The sequence below is a fragment of the Novilysobacter viscosus genome, from assembly GCF_046600715.1.
Classification (GTDB): Bacteria; Pseudomonadota; Gammaproteobacteria; order Xanthomonadales; family Xanthomonadaceae; genus Lysobacter_C; species Lysobacter_C viscosus.
Genome location: NZ_JBJMAV010000005.1, coordinates 34,800 through 50,989, shown reverse-complemented (window position 1 = coordinate 50,989; position 16,190 = coordinate 34,800). Strand labels below are relative to the sequence as shown.

Annotated in this window: 12 protein-coding genes; 6 read left to right on the top strand and 6 right to left on the bottom strand. The window is 70.3% G+C overall.

Annotated elements, in window-relative coordinates; translation table 11 throughout:
* Positions 1 to 130: 130 nt before the first annotated feature.
* From ACJQWL_RS09085 to ACJQWL_RS09075, 3 genes are all read left to right on the top strand, one after another.
* On the top strand, positions 131 to 3,589 hold the full coding sequence (locus ACJQWL_RS09085; protein WP_330969193.1) for an amidohydrolase family protein: 3,459 nt from the start codon (positions 131 to 133) through the stop codon (positions 3,587 to 3,589).
* 163 nt (positions 3,590 to 3,752) lie between these two features.
* Positions 3,753 to 4,097 (top strand): hypothetical protein, encoded by a 345-nt coding sequence (locus tag ACJQWL_RS09080; RefSeq protein WP_330969192.1) that lies wholly within the window; start codon positions 3,753 to 3,755, stop codon positions 4,095 to 4,097.
* Positions 4,098 to 4,359: 262 nt separating this feature from the next.
* Positions 4,360 to 5,043 carry a Dph6-related ATP pyrophosphatase gene (locus ACJQWL_RS09075; RefSeq protein WP_330969191.1) on the top strand — a complete coding sequence of 228 codons (684 nt, stop codon included), beginning with the start codon at positions 4,360 to 4,362 and terminating at the stop codon, positions 5,041 to 5,043.
* Between the two features lie 143 nt (positions 5,044 to 5,186).
* On the opposite strand, the gene fghA is transcribed toward ACJQWL_RS09075, so the two are convergent.
* The 4 genes from fghA to ppc all read right to left on the bottom strand — a co-directional run bounded on the left by fghA (position 5,187) and on the right by ppc (position 10,684).
* Entirely contained in the window at positions 5,187 to 6,017 is an 831-nt protein-coding gene (fghA, locus tag ACJQWL_RS09070; RefSeq protein WP_330969190.1) for an S-formylglutathione hydrolase, read from the bottom strand.
* 188 nt (positions 6,018 to 6,205) lie between these two features.
* On the bottom strand, positions 6,206 to 7,315 hold the full coding sequence (locus tag ACJQWL_RS09065; protein ID WP_330969189.1) for an S-(hydroxymethyl)glutathione dehydrogenase/class III alcohol dehydrogenase: 1,110 nt from the start codon (positions 7,313 to 7,315) through the stop codon (positions 6,206 to 6,208).
* A 42-nt stretch (positions 7,316 to 7,357) separates the two neighbouring features.
* The gene (gene frmR, locus ACJQWL_RS09060; protein WP_330969188.1) at positions 7,358 to 7,633 is read right to left on the bottom strand and encodes a formaldehyde-responsive transcriptional repressor FrmR; all 276 of its coding nucleotides are present in this window, start codon (positions 7,631 to 7,633) and stop codon (positions 7,358 to 7,360) included.
* 273 nt (positions 7,634 to 7,906) lie between these two features.
* The gene (gene ppc, locus ACJQWL_RS09055; RefSeq protein ID WP_330969187.1) at positions 7,907 to 10,684 is read right to left on the bottom strand and encodes a phosphoenolpyruvate carboxylase; all 2,778 of its coding nucleotides are present in this window, start codon (positions 10,682 to 10,684) and stop codon (positions 7,907 to 7,909) included.
* A 164-nt stretch (positions 10,685 to 10,848) separates the two neighbouring features.
* Between ppc and ACJQWL_RS09050 the strand changes: the two genes are divergently transcribed.
* Positions 10,849 to 11,799: an SEL1-like repeat protein gene (locus ACJQWL_RS09050; RefSeq protein WP_330969186.1), complete on the top strand. Its 951-nt coding sequence runs from the start codon at positions 10,849 to 10,851 to the stop codon at positions 11,797 to 11,799.
* Between the two features lie 19 nt (positions 11,800 to 11,818).
* Here ACJQWL_RS09050 and ACJQWL_RS09045 read toward each other — a convergent pair whose 3' ends face one another.
* Positions 11,819 to 13,207 carry a glutamate--cysteine ligase gene (locus ACJQWL_RS09045; protein WP_411300854.1) on the bottom strand — a complete coding sequence of 463 codons (1,389 nt, stop codon included), beginning with the start codon at positions 13,205 to 13,207 and terminating at the stop codon, positions 11,819 to 11,821.
* Between the two features lie 301 nt (positions 13,208 to 13,508).
* Positions 13,509 to 14,129, bottom strand: a complete 621-nt coding sequence (yihA, locus tag ACJQWL_RS09040) for a ribosome biogenesis GTP-binding protein YihA/YsxC (RefSeq protein WP_330969185.1) — start codon at positions 14,127 to 14,129, stop codon at positions 13,509 to 13,511.
* A gap of 174 nt (positions 14,130 to 14,303) precedes the next feature.
* Here yihA and ACJQWL_RS09035 point away from each other — a divergent pair, with 174 nt between their 5' ends.
* Positions 14,304 to 15,197: a c-type cytochrome gene (locus ACJQWL_RS09035; protein ID WP_330969184.1), complete on the top strand. Its 894-nt coding sequence runs from the start codon at positions 14,304 to 14,306 to the stop codon at positions 15,195 to 15,197.
* 214 nt (positions 15,198 to 15,411) lie between these two features.
* Entirely contained in the window at positions 15,412 to 16,071 is a 660-nt protein-coding gene (locus tag ACJQWL_RS09030; RefSeq protein ID WP_330969183.1) for a thiol:disulfide interchange protein DsbA/DsbL, read from the top strand.
* Positions 16,072 to 16,190: the final 119 nt, after the last annotated feature.

Below are 16,190 nucleotides of genomic sequence, written 5' to 3'. Positions count from 1 at the left end.
TCTGTGGGACCCACGGGCGGAGGCATGCCGCGAACCGCCACCTGCGGCACGACCCGGCAGGACTTCCGGCCTACGTGGCACGGCGCGATCGCGGCTAGGCTGCGGGATTCGTCCGCCAACCGGCTCCGCAATGACCCCGACCCGTCGCCTGCTCGTCCTCGCGCTCGCCAGCGCACTTGTCGCTCCCGCCTTCGCCCAGCAGCCGCAGCCGCAACCGCAACCGGCGCCACCCGAGCAGGCCGACGCGGACCCCGAAGCACCGCCGGTGCAGCTGGAGCAGGATGCGCTCGACCCGGTCGGCAACGACCCCGCACAGGCGCCCCTGCAGACCGCACGGGGCGCACGCAAGGACGCAGAAGCCGAGGAAGCCAAGTGGGACGTGTCGGCCGCGCACGGCCCCACCAGAACGGTGCGCTTCGACACCGACGAAGGTACCTGGATGGACGTGGATGTCGCCCCCGACGGGCGCCAGCTGGCGTTCTCGCTGCTGGGCGACCTCTACCTGCTGTCGATCGACGGCGGCACCGCGCGCCGGGTCACCTCCGGCCCGGCCTGGGACGTGCAGCCGCGCTTCTCGCCCGACGGCAGCGAGCTGGCCTTCACCTCCGACCGCGGCGGCGGCAACAACCTGTGGCGCATCGGCGTCGACGGCCGCAATCCCGTGCAGGTGAGCAAGGAGGACTTCCGCCTGCTCAACAACCCGGCGTGGACGCCGGACGGCCAGTTCATCGTGGGCCGCAAGCACTTCACCGGCGAGCGCTCGCTGGGCGCGGGCGAGCTGTGGATGTACCACCGCAGCGGCGCCCAGGGCGCCGGTGCCGGCGTGCAGCTGACCAAGCAGAAGAACGACCAGCAGGACCTGGGCGAGCCCGCGGTGTCGCCCGATGGCCGCTATGTCTACTTCTCCGAGGACGTCAGCCAGGGTCCGACGTTCCAGTACAACAAGGACCCGCACGGGGTGATCTACGCGATCAAGCGGCTGGACCGCGAGACCGGCAAGGTCGACACCCTGATCGGCACCGCCGGCGGTGCGGTCCGGCCGCAGCCCTCCCCCGACGGCAAGTCGCTGGCGTTCGTCAAGCGCATCCGCGACAAGTCGGTGCTGCACGTGATGGACCTGGCCAGCGGACAGGTTCGCCCGGTATGGGACGCACTCAGCCACGACCAGCAGGAGGCGTGGGCGATCTTCGGCCCGTACACGGGCTTCGACTGGACCCCGGACAACCGCGCCGTGGTGCTGTGGGCACGGGGCAAGTTGTGGCGCGTGGACATCGCCAGCGGGCAGGCGACCACCATCCCGTTCACCGCCGGCGTCGAGCAGACCGTGACCGACGCGTTGCGCTTCGAGCAGACCATCGACGAAGGCAGTTTCGCGCCGAAGATGATCCGCGACGTCGCCACCAGCGCCGACGGTCGCAGCGTGGTGTTCCATGCGGTCGGCCACCTGTGGCGCAAGCAGCTGCCGGGCGGCACGCCGCAGCGCCTGACCGGCAACGACGGCCTCTACGAGTACCAGCCCAGCTTCAGCGCCGACGGTCGCAAGCTGCTCTACACGACCTGGTCGGACGAAGCGCTGGGCGCGATCTACGTGCGCGACGCCGGCGGCGCTGGCATGGGCAAGCGCCTGACCGACGAGAAGGGCTTCTACTACGCGCCCAGGTTCTCGCCCGATGGCCGCCGCATCGTCTACAGCAAGACCGGCGGCGGTGGCCTGACCGGCAGCCTGTGGTCGCAGGAGCGCGGCATCTACGTGATGCCGGCGGGCGGCGGCGGGGCGGTGCGTGTGGCCGACGGGGGCGAGTCGCCGCAGTTCAGTGCCGACGGCGAGCGCGTGTACTACCTCACCGGCGGCGGCCTGGAGAAGAAGCTGATGTCGGTCGGGCTCAACGGCGAGGACCCGCGCGAGGTGTTCGACCTCAAGTATGTCGACGCCGTGCATCTCAGCCCCGACGGCAAGTGGGTCGCCTTCACCGAGCTGTTCAACGCCTATGTCGCGCCGCTGGTCACCACCGGCAAGGCGATCGAACTGGGCAAGGACAGCAAGGCGGTGCCGGTCACCCAGGTCAGCGCCGACGTGGGCAGCTACCTGCACTGGAGCGCGGACTCCACCTCGCTGCACTGGATGGTCGGCAACCGCTACCACTCGCGCCCGCTGGACCAGGCGGTGGGCTACCTGCCCGGTTCGCCCGCCGAGCCGGCCAAGCCCAGCCACGAGGAGGCGGGCATCCCGATCGGGCTGACGGTGGCGGTGGACGCGCCCGACGAACTGGTCGCCTTCACCAACGCGCGCATCGTCACCATGCGCGATGCGGAAAACACCCAGGACGTCATCGAGAACGGCACCATCGTGCTGCGGGGCGACGTGATCGAAGCGGTGGGCGCCTCGGTCCCCATCCCCGCGGGCGCCAACGTCATCGATGCCAGCGGCAAGACCATCGTGCCCGGGTACGTTGACGCGCACGCGCACGCCGCGCACTTCGGCCAGGGCGTCATCCCGCAGCAGAACTGGGCCTACTACAGCAACCTGGCGTTCGGCGTCACCACCATGCACGACCCGTCGGCCACGACCGAGTTCGTGTTCTCCGAGGCCGAGCTGCAGAAGGCGGGCCGCATGGTCGGCCCGCGCGTGTTTTCCACCGGCACCATCCTCTACGGCGCCGATGGCGACTTCAAGGCGGTGGTCAACTCGCTGGACGACGCGCGCAGCCACCTGCGCCGGATGAAGGCCAACGGCGCGTTCTCGGTGAAGAGCTACAACCAGCCACGCCGCGACCAGCGCCAGCAGATCAACGCCGCCGCGCGCGAGCTGGGCATGCTGGTGGTGGAGGAAGGCGGGTCCACCTTCCACCACAACATGACCATGGTGCTCGACGGTGCCACCGGCATCGAGCACAACATCCCGGTCGCACCGCTCTACAGGGACGTGGTGCAGCTGTGGTCGGAGACCGACGTGCGCAATACGCCGACCCTGGTGGTCAGCTACGGCGGCCTGTCGGGCGAGTACTGGTGGTACGCGCGCGACAACGTCTGGGAAGACCCCAAGCTCAACCGCTTCTTCCCGCGCGAGACGCTGGACGCGCGCAGCATCCGCCGCGAGACGGCACCGGACTGGGACTACTGGCACATTGAGGTCGCCAAGGCGAAGAAGACCCTGCGCGATGCGGGGGTCAGGATCCAGGTCGGCGGGCACGGCCAGCTGCAGGGGCTGAGTCCGAACTGGGAGGCGTGGATGCTCACCCAGGGCGGCTTCACCAACTTCGAGGCGCTGCGTGCATTCACCATCGACGGCGCCGACTACCTGGGCCTGTCGCGCCACATCGGTTCGCTGGAGGTCGGCAAGCAGGCCGACCTGGTGGTGCTGGACGGCAATCCGCTGGACGACATCCGCGCCACCGTCCGGACCCGCTACGTGATGGTCGACGGCCGGCTGTTCGACGTGGCGGCGGACATGGCCGAAATCGGCAACGACGCCACCCCGGCGCCGGTCTTCTACTGGCAGCGCCACCGCGACGGCCAGACCTTCGGTACCCAGTTCGGCCCGACGGCGGTCTGCCACTGTCCGAAGGGCGGCGCGGGGCACGTGCACTGAGGAGTGGCATTCAGAGCGGGCGCGGGCGGGTGGGAAACCGGGCCTCCGCGCGCGCGCTCAGTTCATCACTCCGCGGCGGGCGCGGTCTGCATGACCCACCGCTTTCACGGACGCTGGAAGCGCGCCGGCCTACGCTCGACCCATCCCGAACGAGACACCCACCATGGCCACCCGCTACTACATCCGCCTCCCCGACGGCAGCCTTGCCCGCGGAACCACGCCCTCGCTGTCGTTCACGGCGCAGGGCGCCGATGTCTTCGCCGAGCAGCTGCAGGACGCGCTGCGCGAGCCGACGCTGTTCGAACGCTGGCGCCAGATGCAGGACGAGCCTGACGAGGTGGACCCGTCGCTGGGTGAAGTCGACCCGCACGCGGTCGTCCACGGCGAGCAGCACGACCTGCACATCGACCTGCAGGTGACCAGTTCCATTTCCGGGCATGTGCTCAAGCAGCGCCTGCGCCTGCTGGCCGGCAGCGCGTGGGAGCTGCGGGACGTCACCGCGGCCTGAGGCGTGGCGTCGGTGTCGCGGGCACCTGCGGGAGCGGCTTCGGCCGCAATGCCCTGACCCGCGCAACACCGCACCCTGTAGGAGCGACGTAAGTCGCGACCGTGATTCCCCCCGTCCTGCCGCGGTCGCGACTCACGTCGCTCCTACAGGTGATCGCCTTTCGGGAAAGCGCTCGCGGCTGAAGCCGCTCCTACAGGTGCGTCCTACAGGGTGCGATCGCCGACGCGGCGTGCGTCACGATCACAGCGGCGATAATCCCCGCATGACCGACATCCTGCTTTCCTGGAGCGGCGGCAAAGACGCCGCCTGGACCCTGCACACCCTGCGCCAGCGCGACGACGTGCGCGTGGTGGGCCTGCTGACCACGCTGACCGAAGGCTTCGACCGCATCTCGATGCAGGGCATCCGCCGCGACGTGCTGCACGCCCAGGCCAGGGCCGCCGGCCTGCCGGTAGTGGAGGCATGGATCCCGCAGCGCGCCGACAACGCAAGCTACGAAGCATCGTTCGCCGACGCCCTCGTCCGTGCCGCATCCCGGAGCCCGGGGGTGTCGACGATCGCCTTCGGCGACCTGTTCCTCGCCGACATCCGCACCTGGCGCGAGGCGCTGTGCGCGCGGCTGGGCTGGACCCCCGTGTTCCCGCTGTTCGGCAGCGACACCCGCGCGCTGGCGCACACGATGATCGAGGGCGGGCTGCGTACGGCGCTGTGCTGCGTGGATACGCAGCAACTGGACGCGGCGTTCAGTGGCCGGGATTTCGACACCGCCCTGCTCGATGACCTGCCCGGCACGTGCGACCCGTGCGGCGAGAACGGTGAGTTCCACACCCTGGTCCATGCAGGCCCGATGTTCGACGGACCGTTGCCGGTCACCCGTGGCGGGACCGTGCTGCGCGATGGGCGCTTTGCCTACACCGATTTCGTGCTTGGGGCGCCCGCGACGTAAACGAACTGGCCCTTGCAGGAGCGACGTGAGTCGCGACCGCGGGCGATCAATGGCTTGCGCGGGTCGCGACTCCCGTCGCTCCTACAAGTGACGCGTCGCTGCGAAGGCACTGGCGGCTGAAGCCGCTCCTACAGGTCGTGCGCTCAGCCCTTCAGCGCACGGGCGTGATGCGCCAAGTGATCGCCGATGAAGCTGGCGATGAAGTAGTAGCTGTGGTCGTAGCCCGGCTGCAGCCGCAGTGTCAGCGGGTGCCCGGCTGCGCTGCAGGCCTCGGCCAGCAACCCGGGACGCAGCTGCTCCTGCAGGAATTCGTCAGCGTCGCCCTGGTCGACCAGCAGTTCGACGCGCTGGCTCGCGCTTCGCACCAGCTCGCACGCGTCCCACTGCGCCCAGGCCTCGCGGTCCTCGCCCAGGTAGGCGGTGAAGGCCTTCTCGCCCCACGGCACGCGTGAGGGCGCGACGATGGGCGAGAACGCTGACACGCTGCGGTACCGCCCCGGGTTTCGCAGCGCCAGCACCAGCGCGCCGTGGCCACCCATCGAATGCCCGCTGATGCCGCGCGCGGTGGTGGTCGGGAACATCGCGTCCACCAGCGCCGGCAATTCATCGGCCACGTAGTCGTGCATGCGGTAATGCGTGTCCCACGGCGCGCGCGTTGCATTGAGGTAGAAGCCCGCCCCAAGACCCAGGTCGTAGCCGTCGCCGTCGGGCACGTCCTGCCCGCGTGGGCTGGTGTCCGGCGCAACCACGATCAGGCCGTGTTCGGCCGCATGCCGTTGCGCACCGGCCTTGGCGATGAAGTTCTGCTCGGTGCAGGTCAGGCCGCTCAGCCAGTACAGCACCGGGCACGGGCCGTCGGCCGCCTGCGGCGGCAGGTACACGGCGAACTTCATCTCGCAACCCAGGGTGCTGGACGCGTGCCGCCAGACCTCCTGGGTGCCGCCGAAGCTGACGTGCGATTCGATCTTCTGCATGGACTGGGCCTGCCTGCGTTCTGTGGGAGCGGCTTCAGCCGCGAGCGTGCCTTGTGCAGGAGCGACGTGAGTCGCGATTCGGCTCATCCGGATGGATTGGATCGCGACTCACGTCGCTCCTACAACGTCCGCCACGTGGCGCTTTGCGATCGCGGCCCGAGCGGCTCCTGCAAGGGATGGCACTCGGATCAGTAGCGGATCACGGTACGGATCGACTTGCCCTCGTGCATCAGCTCGAAGGCCTCGTTGATGCGCTCCAGCGGCAGGGTATGGGTCACGAACGGCGCCAGCAGGATGTCACCGCGTATCGCATCCTCCACCATGCCCGGCAGCTGGCTGCGGCCCTTGACCCCGCCGAACGCGGTACCCATCCACTTGCGCCCCGTCACCAGCTGGAACGGGCGGGTGCTGATTTCCTGCCCCGCGCCGGCGACGCCGATGACCACGCTCTGGCCCCAGCCGCGGTGCGCGCACTCCAGCGCGGCGCGCATGACGTCGACGTTGCCGATGCACTCGAAGCTGTGGTCCACGCCCCAGCCCGTCATCTCCACGATGACCTGCTGGACCGGCGCGTCGGAGTCCTCCGGGTTGACGCAATCGGTCGCGCCCATTTCGCGGGCCAGCGCGAACTTGTCCGGATTGGTGTCGATGGCGATGATCCGCCCCGCCCTGGCCTGCACCGCGCCCTGGATGACGGCCAGGCCGATGGCGCCCAGCCCGAATACCGCGACCGAGTCCCCCTCCTGCACCTTGGCGGTGTTGTGGACCGCGCCGATGCCGGTGGTCACCCCACACCCGAGCAGGCAGACGTGCTCCGGGTTGGCATCCGGGTTGACCTTGGCCAGCGACACTTCGGCGACCACCGTGTACTCGCTGAAGGTCGAGCAGCCCATGTAGTGATGGATCGGCTCGCCGTTGCAGGAGAAGCGCGTGGTGCCATCGGGCATGACCCCCTTGCCCTGGGTCGCTCGCACCGCCACGCACAGGTTGGTCTTGCCGCTCTTGCAGAACAGGCACTCGCCGCACTCGGCGGTATACAGCGGGATCACGTGGTCGCCCGGCTGCACGCTGGTGACGCCTTCACCGGCCTCGACCACGATGCCCGCACCTTCGTGACCCAGCACCGCGGGGAATACGCCTTCCGGGTCCTCGCCCGACAGGGTGAACGCGTCGGTGTGGCACAGCGCGGTGTGGGTGATCCTGACCAGCACTTCACCCCTGCGCGGCGGTGCCACGTCGAGCTCGACCACCTGCAGCGGTTGACCGGGGGCGAAGGCGACGGCGGCGCGTGATTTCATCGATATCTCCGGAGCGGGGAATGGGAAGCAGCGGCACGCGGGTTACTTCAGGTAGGAGCGGACCAGCCCGACCACCTCGTCGACGCGCGCCTTTCGCTTGCGGTCCGACAGCGCGGGCTGGCCGAGTTCCTCGCGCAGGTGCGACTCCAGCACCTGCGACATCAGGCCGTTGACCGCGCCACGGATCGCGGCGATCTGCTGCAGCACCGCGCCGCACCCGGTGCCGGCTTCCAGCGCGCGTTCCAGCGCCTGCGCCTGCCCGCGGACACGGCGGACGCGGGCGAGGACGCGCTGCTTCTCTTCGGGGGTGTGGGGCATCGAGGCCGGCCAGCGGGATACTGGGGGTGAGTATAAATAGATGCGCTGTAGGAGCGGCTTCTGCCGCGATCGTGAACCTGCAACCTGTCGTGTATTGGCAGACTTATGTAGCAGGGACGTAGGTCGCTTCCACGCGGGCCACCGAGTTGCGGTCGCGACTTACGTCGCTCCTACTAGGGGAGATCCGCGGCGACCGGGATCGGCATCGCGGCTGAAGCCGCTCCTACAAGGGCGCGGGCGCTGCGGATGCGCGGCCCTCGCCGGTTAGGCGCCTCAACCGGTGTTCTGCACGCCCGCCGCGATGCCGTTGACCGTCGCCACCAGCGCGTGGAAGAGCGCCTCGTCCTCGCGGCCACCGGCACGCCAACGTGCCAGCAGGTCCACCTGCAGCAGGCTGATCGGATCGACGTACGGGTTGCGCAGGCGGATCGACTGGCGCAGCCGCGCGTCGTTGTCCAGCAGGCCGTCCCGGCCCTTGATCGCCAGGACCGCATCGCGCGTGCGCTCGAACTCCCCGGCGATCCCCGGGTGCAGGCGCGCGTGCAGGTCGCCCTGCGGCAGGGCGGCGGCCAGTCGCGAGTAGCGCTCGAAGATCGCCGGGTCGGACTTGGCCAGGACCATCTCGACGTCGTCCACAAGGGTGGCGAAGAACGGCCAATCGCGCGACATCTCGGCCAGCACGGCGTCGCCGTGGCGTTCGCGCGCTGCCGCCAGGGCCGTGCCGACGCCGTACCACGCGGTCAGCCCACATCGGTTCTGCGACCACGAGAACACCCACGGGATCGCGCGCAGCGACTCCACGCCGGCCTCGGGTCCGGCGCGCTTGCTCGGGCGCGAACCGATGCGCAGGCGCTCGATCACGTCGATCGGGGTGGCGGCGCGGAAGTACGCCGGAAAGTCGGGGTGTTCGTGCACCAGCGCGCGGTAGTAGGCACGTGCGTCGCGGGCGAGTTCACCGGCGATGTCGCGCCAGCGCGCCTCGCGGTCGTCGGCCGGTCGCGGCCGCAGCGTCGCGCGCAGCACCGCACCGGTGGCCTGCTCCAGGTTGCGCAGGGCGATCGCGCGGATGCCGTACTTGCGGTGGATGACCTCGCCCTGCTCGGTGAGGCGCAGGTAACCATCCACGGACCCGCGCGGCGCGGCCACCACGGCACGGCTGGTCTTGCCGCCACCGCGGCTGACGGAGCCGCCCCGGCCGTGGAAGAAGGCGATGCGCACGCCGCTCTCGTCGGCAAGCCGGGCCAGCGCCAGCTGGGTCTGCTGCAGCGCCCAGCGCGATGCGACGATGCCGCCGTCCTTGGCGCTGTCCGAATACCCCAGCATCACCACCTGGCGATCACCCCGCCCCGCCAGGTGGGCGCGGTAGACGGGGTCGGCGAACAGCTGGCGCAGGGTGTCGGCGGCCGCGTCCAGGTCGGCGACGGTCTCGAACAGCGGCGCCACGTCCAGCGGCACCTGCCCGTCCGCGTCGACGCAGTGCGCGATGCGCGCCAGCGCCAGCACCGCCAGCGCGTCGGCGGCGGTGCGGCTCATGCTGATGATGTACGGACCGAATGCGCGCGCGCCCAACCGCGGGCGCAGCTGGGCGACGGTGCGGAACACTGCCAGCGTCGAAGCCGCGGCTTCCGGCTCGACCGTGGGCGTAGGCACGGTGCCGTCGATCAGCTGCTGCAGCACCCGGACCCGTTCGGGCACCGGTCGCTGCGCCCAGCCGGGATCCTGCAATAGCCCCGCCAGCGCCGCGTCGTGGACGGAGGAATCCTGGCGCAGGTCCAGGCTTGCGAGGTGGAAGCCGAAACACTGCACGCGCCGTCGCAACCGGCGCACCGCGAATGCCCCCCCGTGTTCGCCGCCATGCGCGAGCAGGCTGGACTCGATCGCCTCCACGTCGGCCAGGAACGCGGACGCGTCCGCGTAGCCGGCCGGCTCCTCGCGCGCGGTTGCCGCCAGCCGGGCCTGCATCAGCGTGAGCAGGTTCCGGTAAGGCATGTCGGCGTGGCGCGGCTTGAGTGCGGTGGCTGCGGACGGCATGTCCGCGCGGTAGCGCTCCAGCGTCTCCACGATCGTGTCGTCGACCCCGACCCGCAGGGTCGACTGGCTGAGCAGTTCGGCCAGCGCGCGCACGTCGCGGCGGTAGGCGGCCAGGACCAGTCCGCGCTGGCCGGCCAGGGCCGCGGCGATGGTGTCCGCACCGACGTTGGGGTTGCCGTCCATGTCGCCGCCGACCCAGGTGCCGAAGCCCAGCAGCGGCGGCAACTCGAACGTGCGGCCATAGGCGGTCTCCAGCGCGTCCGACAGCGCCTCGTGGAACACCGGCAACACCCGGTACAGCACCTCGGCCAGGTAGAAGCCGACATGCTCGAACTCGTCATTGACGCTGGGCCGTGCGGCCGGCGCCTCGGCGGTCTGCCAGCTGGCGGTCAGCGCCACGCGCATGCGCTCGCGATCGGCGCGGCGCTCGGCCGGCGTGCGGCCGCGGTCGATGTCGTCCACCAGGCTCGACACGATCTGCCGCTCCTTCTCCAGCAGGACGCGGCGCACCGCTTCGGTGGGGTGCGCAGTGAACACCGGTTCGATCCGCAGCCGTTCCAGCAGGCCGGCCATGGCCTCGGCGTCCACGCCTTCGGCGGCCAACCGGGTGACGGTGTCCAGCAGCCCCTCGGGCTGCGCGCCGTGCTCGGCCCGCTCGTGGTCGCGGCGCCGGCGGATGCGGTGCACTCGCTCGGCCAGGTTCACCGCCTGGAAGTAGGTCGCGAAGGCGCGCACCAGGTCACCGGCATGTGCCAGGTCGACGCCGGCCAGTGCGTGCGCAAGACCATCCACGGGCGCCTCGCCCTCGCGGCGCTCGATGGCCGCGCGACGCAGGCGCTCGACCGCCTCCAGGAATGCCGGTCCACGTTGCTCGGCGAGGATTTCCCCCACCAGTGCGCCCAGTTGCTTCACGTCTTCGCGCAGGAGCCCGTCGGTGGGCGCGAAGTCGAAGGTGCGCAACAGGTCTTCGGTCGGGTCGGCGGATGGGGTGGCAGGCGCGCGTTCGGGGATGGATTTCATCCCACTAGGCTACAACCTCGCGCGCTCGGGGCCGCCCCGTGCGCCGTGACCCGGCCGCCTCGAGCGTGCGATAGTGCGCGCGTTTCGGGGCGCGTCATGGGGTGCGCGCCCGGCCATCCGGCCACCGCGAACTGTCGCGGAACATCCACCCGGGGAGGGACGCCATGGGATGGCGTTGGTTTGGTCTGTGCATCGCGCTGGCGGTGCCCATGGTGGCAACGGCACAGGACGCGACCCCGGCGGATGCCGGCTGCGACGCCGCTTACGAGGCCCTGCCGCACGGCACGCTGCTTGATCTTCTCGACCCCGACGCGCCCGCCGAGCGGCGCGCGCAGGCGCTGGGGGCTTACGAGCGGCTCGCCGGCATGGAGGGCTGCCCGGAATTCGGCTACACCCTTGGCCAGCTGTACCGCCATGGACCCTACCTTCCCGGCAACCTCCTGCCACAGGACCTGCCCAAGGCACGGCGGCTGATCCGGGCGATGGCGGAGGACGGTTACCTGCCGGCCTATGCCGACCTGGCGGAAATGGAAATGCGCCACGCGAACGCCCGCGAGGCCATGAAGTGGACACAGGCCTACCTGTATTTCACCCGCGAGGTGCGGCAGGCATTCATCGATGACGCCGATGACCTCCAGTACCAGCGCTCGGCCTACAACGGGAACCTGCTGGCGCGCGTGGAGATCATTTCGAAATGGGCGCGCCCGCCGCTGCCGAGCAAGGTGAAGCGCGAGGACCTGAAGGACTACCTGGCCGTGCACGGTGCACCCGTGGCCAAGCGCATGCTCGAGCGCGAGCGGGGCACGCACGCGCGCGCCTCGGCCCAGGACGCCGCTCTCATCGGCCTGGCCAACGTGCCGGAACCCTGTTACGTGAAGCTCGAGAAGGTCGGCGCCGCCTCGGCGGCATGGATCGTCGAAGTCCTGCCCTCGGGCGGTATGGGTCGCGTGGTGCTGGAGAACTTCGTCCCCAATCCCGAGGTGACCGAAGAGCTCAAGGCCTGCCTGCTGGAACGCCGGTTCGAAACCTTCGAGGGCGACCGATCCAAGACGATGCGCTTCCACATGGTGGCCGGTTCGACCGAAGGGGCCTCCCTGCGCCGTCGGCGACGGTGACCGGCGGGGGCCGCGTCGCTCAGTAGGCGAATTCGCGGAACACCGGGTCGACGGTGCCACCCCAGGCACCGTGGAAAAGTTCCAGCTTGCGCTCGGCTGCGGTCTGGCCGGCTTCGACGAACTCCATCAGCGGCTCCAGGTAGATCGTCTCGTCGGCGCCGTTGCGGTTGAGGTTGGCGCGGCGGGCCAGTCCGTGCGCGGAAATCTCCAGCGCGCGGCGGGCCAGGTCCAGCACCGTGCCCTGCGTCGCGCCGGTGCGCACCGGCAGCTTGAACGCGTGCCGGGGCACGCCGTCGCGCAGGGCGTGGCGTTCGGCCATCGAGTAGTCGCGCACCAGGTCCCAGGCCGCGTCCAGGGCGGTGTCGTCGTACAGCAGGCCCACCCAGAACGCCGACAGCGCGCAGATCCGGTTCCACGGGCCGGAGTCGGCGCCGCGCATCTCCAGGTACTTCTTCAGCCGCACCTCGGGGAACGCCGTGGTGCTGTGGTCGGCCCAGTCGGTCAGCGTCGGCCTGTGGCCCGGGTAGGCCGGCAGGCGGCCGTCCAGGAAATCGCGGAACGACTGCCCGGCGGCGTCGATGTAGGCGTTGTCGCGATAGACGAAATACATCGGCACGTCGAGCAGGTAGTCGACGTAGCGCTCGTAGCCGAAGCCGTCCTCGAACACGAAATCCAGCATGCCGGTGCGATTGGGATCGGTGTCGGTCCAGATCTGGCTGCGGTAGCTCAGGTAGCCGTTGGGCCGGCCTCCGGTGAAGGGCGAGTCGGCGAACAGCGCGGTCGCGACCGGCTGCAGCGCCAGCGACACCCGGAACTTCTTGACCATGTCGGCCTCGCTGGCCACGTCCAGGTTGACCTGCACGGTGGAGGTGCGGGTCATCATGTCCAGTCCCAGGCTGCCGACGGTCGGCATGTAGCGCCGCATGATCCCGTAGCGGCCCTTGGGCATCCACGGCATGTCCTCGCGCCGCCACTTGGGCTGGAAGCCCATGCCCAGGAACCCCAGCCCCATCGGCCCGGCCACCGTGCGCACATCGCGCAGGTGGGCGAAGGCCTCGCTGCAGGTTTCGTGCAGGTTCTCCAGCGGCGCGCCGGACAGTTCCAGCTGCCCGGCCGGCTCCAGCGAGACCGACGCACCGTCGCGGCTCAGCGCGATCACGCGCCCGTGCTCCTGCACCGGCGACCAGCCGAACTGCACCAGGCCCTTCAGCAGGGCTTCGATACCGCGCTCGCCATCGAAGGCCGGCGGACGCAGGTCGTCGGTGCGGAAGCCGAACTTCTCGTGTTCGGTGCCGATCTTCCAGTCATCGCGCGGGCGCACGCCGGAGGCGAGGTATTCGACCAGCTGGCGGCGACCGGCCGCGCCGGCCTCGATCGGGACATCGTTGGCCAGGCTGGGACCGGACACGCGCACCTCGCTGTCGACTGGAGCGGGCGATATGCGGGTGGACCCTGCATTCGCAATAGCCGGGAAGTGTAGCGGCGGCTGGCGGGGCGACAACGCCGCCGCTGCAACGGTGCAGTGCGCCGGTGCGTCTCGCCGATCCCGTAGGAACGCGTCAGCCGCGAGCGGCACTCGGCATCTCTTGTAGGAGCGACGTGAGTCGCGACCTCGCCCGCTTCGGATCCCGCGATCGCGACTTACGTCGCTCCTACAGCGAAGAAGCGGACCCTTGCTCTCCGCTGAGGCCGCTCCTACAGGTGTTGGCTCACAGCTCCAGCCAGCGGCCGATCACCGCGCGCGCCTCGTCCACGCCGATCTTCGACTCGCCCGAGAACACCTGCAGGCTGACCACGTCGCCGAACGCGGCCTGCATCTCCTTGCGCACCGCGAGCAGGGCGTTGCCCTGCGCGCCGCGGCCCAGCTTGTCGGCCTTGGTCAGGATGGCGTGCGCCGGCAGCCCGCGCTCGACCGCGTACCCCAGCATCTGCCGGTCGTAGTCCTTCAGCGGGTGGCGGATGTCCATCACCACCACCAGGCCCTTGAGTGCCTGGCGGGTGCGGAAGTAGCCATCCAGGAATGCCTGCCAATGGGCCTGCAGGTCCTTGGGCACCTTGGCGTAACCGTAGCCCGGCAGGTCGACCAGGAATCGATCGGCCGGCGGCCCGTTGCTGGAGGGCTCGAAGTCGAAGAACACCAGCTGCTGGGTGCGGCCCGGGGTCTTGGACACCCGCGCCAGTGCGTTCTGCTGGCAGATCGCGTTGAGCGCAGTGGACTTGCCGGCGTTGGAACGCCCGGCGAACGCCACTTCGAATCCGCCGTCGGGCGGCAGCTGGCGGGGGGTATGGGCCGCCAGCATGTAGCGGGCGCGGGCAAGGGGATTGGACATGGGCATAGGATCGCACGGGCGGCGCCGCAACCGGGCCGGGGCCGGACGGAGGCGGGACCGCTCGCGGGGCGGGCCGGCGTCCGCGTTGACCCGACGGGGGCCCGGCCCGATAATTCCGCGGTTCCGGCGTGGTCTCATGGCACCGCCGCCCCAGAGTTTTCGGAGCACAGCGAGATGAGCCAAGCCCGCGTCCTCGGCCTGATCGGTGTCGCCGCCCTTGCGGCGGCCGCCGTCGCCTACGCACAGACCACGGTCACCCCGATCCCGGACAACGAGCCGGTGCAGTCCGCACCGTTGTCCACTGCGCCTGAGCAGGCCACGTGGGGCGACGTCGATGCGGGCGCGACCAAGGCCGGGACCTGCGCGGCCTGCCACGGCCTGGATGGCAACCCGACCGACCTGCAGTACCCGCGCCTGGCCGGCCAGAGCGAGCGCTACATCGCCCAGCAGATCGCCCTGTTCAAGAGCGGCGAGCGCAACACCGGCATGGCCGCGATGATGAAGCCCTTCGCCGACATGCTCAGCGCGCAGGATGCCCGCGACATAGGCGCCTACTACGCGACCCAGAATGCCGATGCCGGCGTGGCCGACGACACCGTGGTCACCGAAGGCCCCTATGCGGGGCTGAAGTTCTACCAGATCGGCCAGAAGCTGTTCCGCTCCGGCGATGCCGAGCGGGGCATCCCGGCATGCATGGCCTGCCACGGGCCTGACGGCGCAGGCAACCCGGGGCCGCCGTACCCCTACGTCGCCGGCCAGCCCTCGCAGTACAGCCAGCGCCGCCTGGAGGAATACCGCGCGGGTGAGACGGTCTACACCGACCCGCGCCTGTACAACATCATGGTGACCGTGGCCAGCAAGCTGACCGATGAGGAAATCGGCGCGCTGTCCAGCTACATGGAAGGCCTGCACCCGCGCGCCAACGACTACGCCGCCGCCAGTGCGCCGCCGGCGCCGGCACCCGCGGCACCCGCGGCCCCCACGCCGCCGGCCGAATCGGTCGAGGACGCCCAACCGGCGATCGACATGGACGCCGACGCGGAGGCCGGCCCGGTCTCGGGCAGCTGAACGGGCCGGGCGGAACTTTCCAGCCTGGTGGCAGTCCGAACCAGCAGTCCTGGTTCTCTCTCCCTGGCTGGGACGCGACACTTCGACGCCGACCGTTATGATCACGGTCGGCGTTCTTGTTTGCGTGGCCGCTGCTCGGCCGCGTCCCCGGCTGAGCCCGCCACGGGCAGCGCCGCCGCCTTTCTTCTCCCCGCCTCCTTTGCTGCGTGATGCCATGCCCATGACCGCACGACTGGCCGCCCTGCTGCTGGCCCTGTTGATGACCCTTCCCGCCGCCGCGCGCGATGCCGCGCCACTGGTGCCCGGCGTGGACTATGTCGAAATCCCGGACGGGCAACCGTTCGAGGACGATGGGGCGATCGAGGTGGTGGAGGTGTTCGGCTACACCTGCCCGCACTGCGCTGCCTTCGAGCCGCGATTGCGGGCCTGGAAGGCCCGGTTGCCGGCGGATGTCCGGGTGACCCCGGTGGCAGCGCCGTTCGGTGGACACTGGATGCCGTACGCGCGGGCCTATTTCGCCGCCCGCACGATGGGTGTGGCCACGCGCACGCACGCGGCGATGTTCCGCGCCCTGCACGAGGAACGCGCGCTGCCGCTGGGCGGCGCCACCGCGTCGGACATCAGTGCGTTCTATGCCGGCCAGGGCGTCGATGCGGAACGCTTCGAGGCGGCAATGGCCAGTGATGCGGTCCAGGCCGACCTCCAGCGGGCCGATGCCTTCCTGCGCCGCGCCGGCGTCGACGGCACCCCCGCGCTGGTGGTCCAAGGCCGCTACCGGGTCCTGGGCAACAGCTTCCAGGAGCTGTTGGACAACGCCGATGCGCTGGTCGCGCGCGAGCGTGCCGCCCGCGCCCGCGCGGGCCTCGCCGACTGAAAGCGGGCTGTTGCCGCCCGCGACGCCGGCTTGCGTGACGCCCGCCTACGCTCCATTCACTACACTGGCCGGCCCCGGTCACGTCCGTCGACATCGACGCCCGTGCCCAGCCCCCGGCC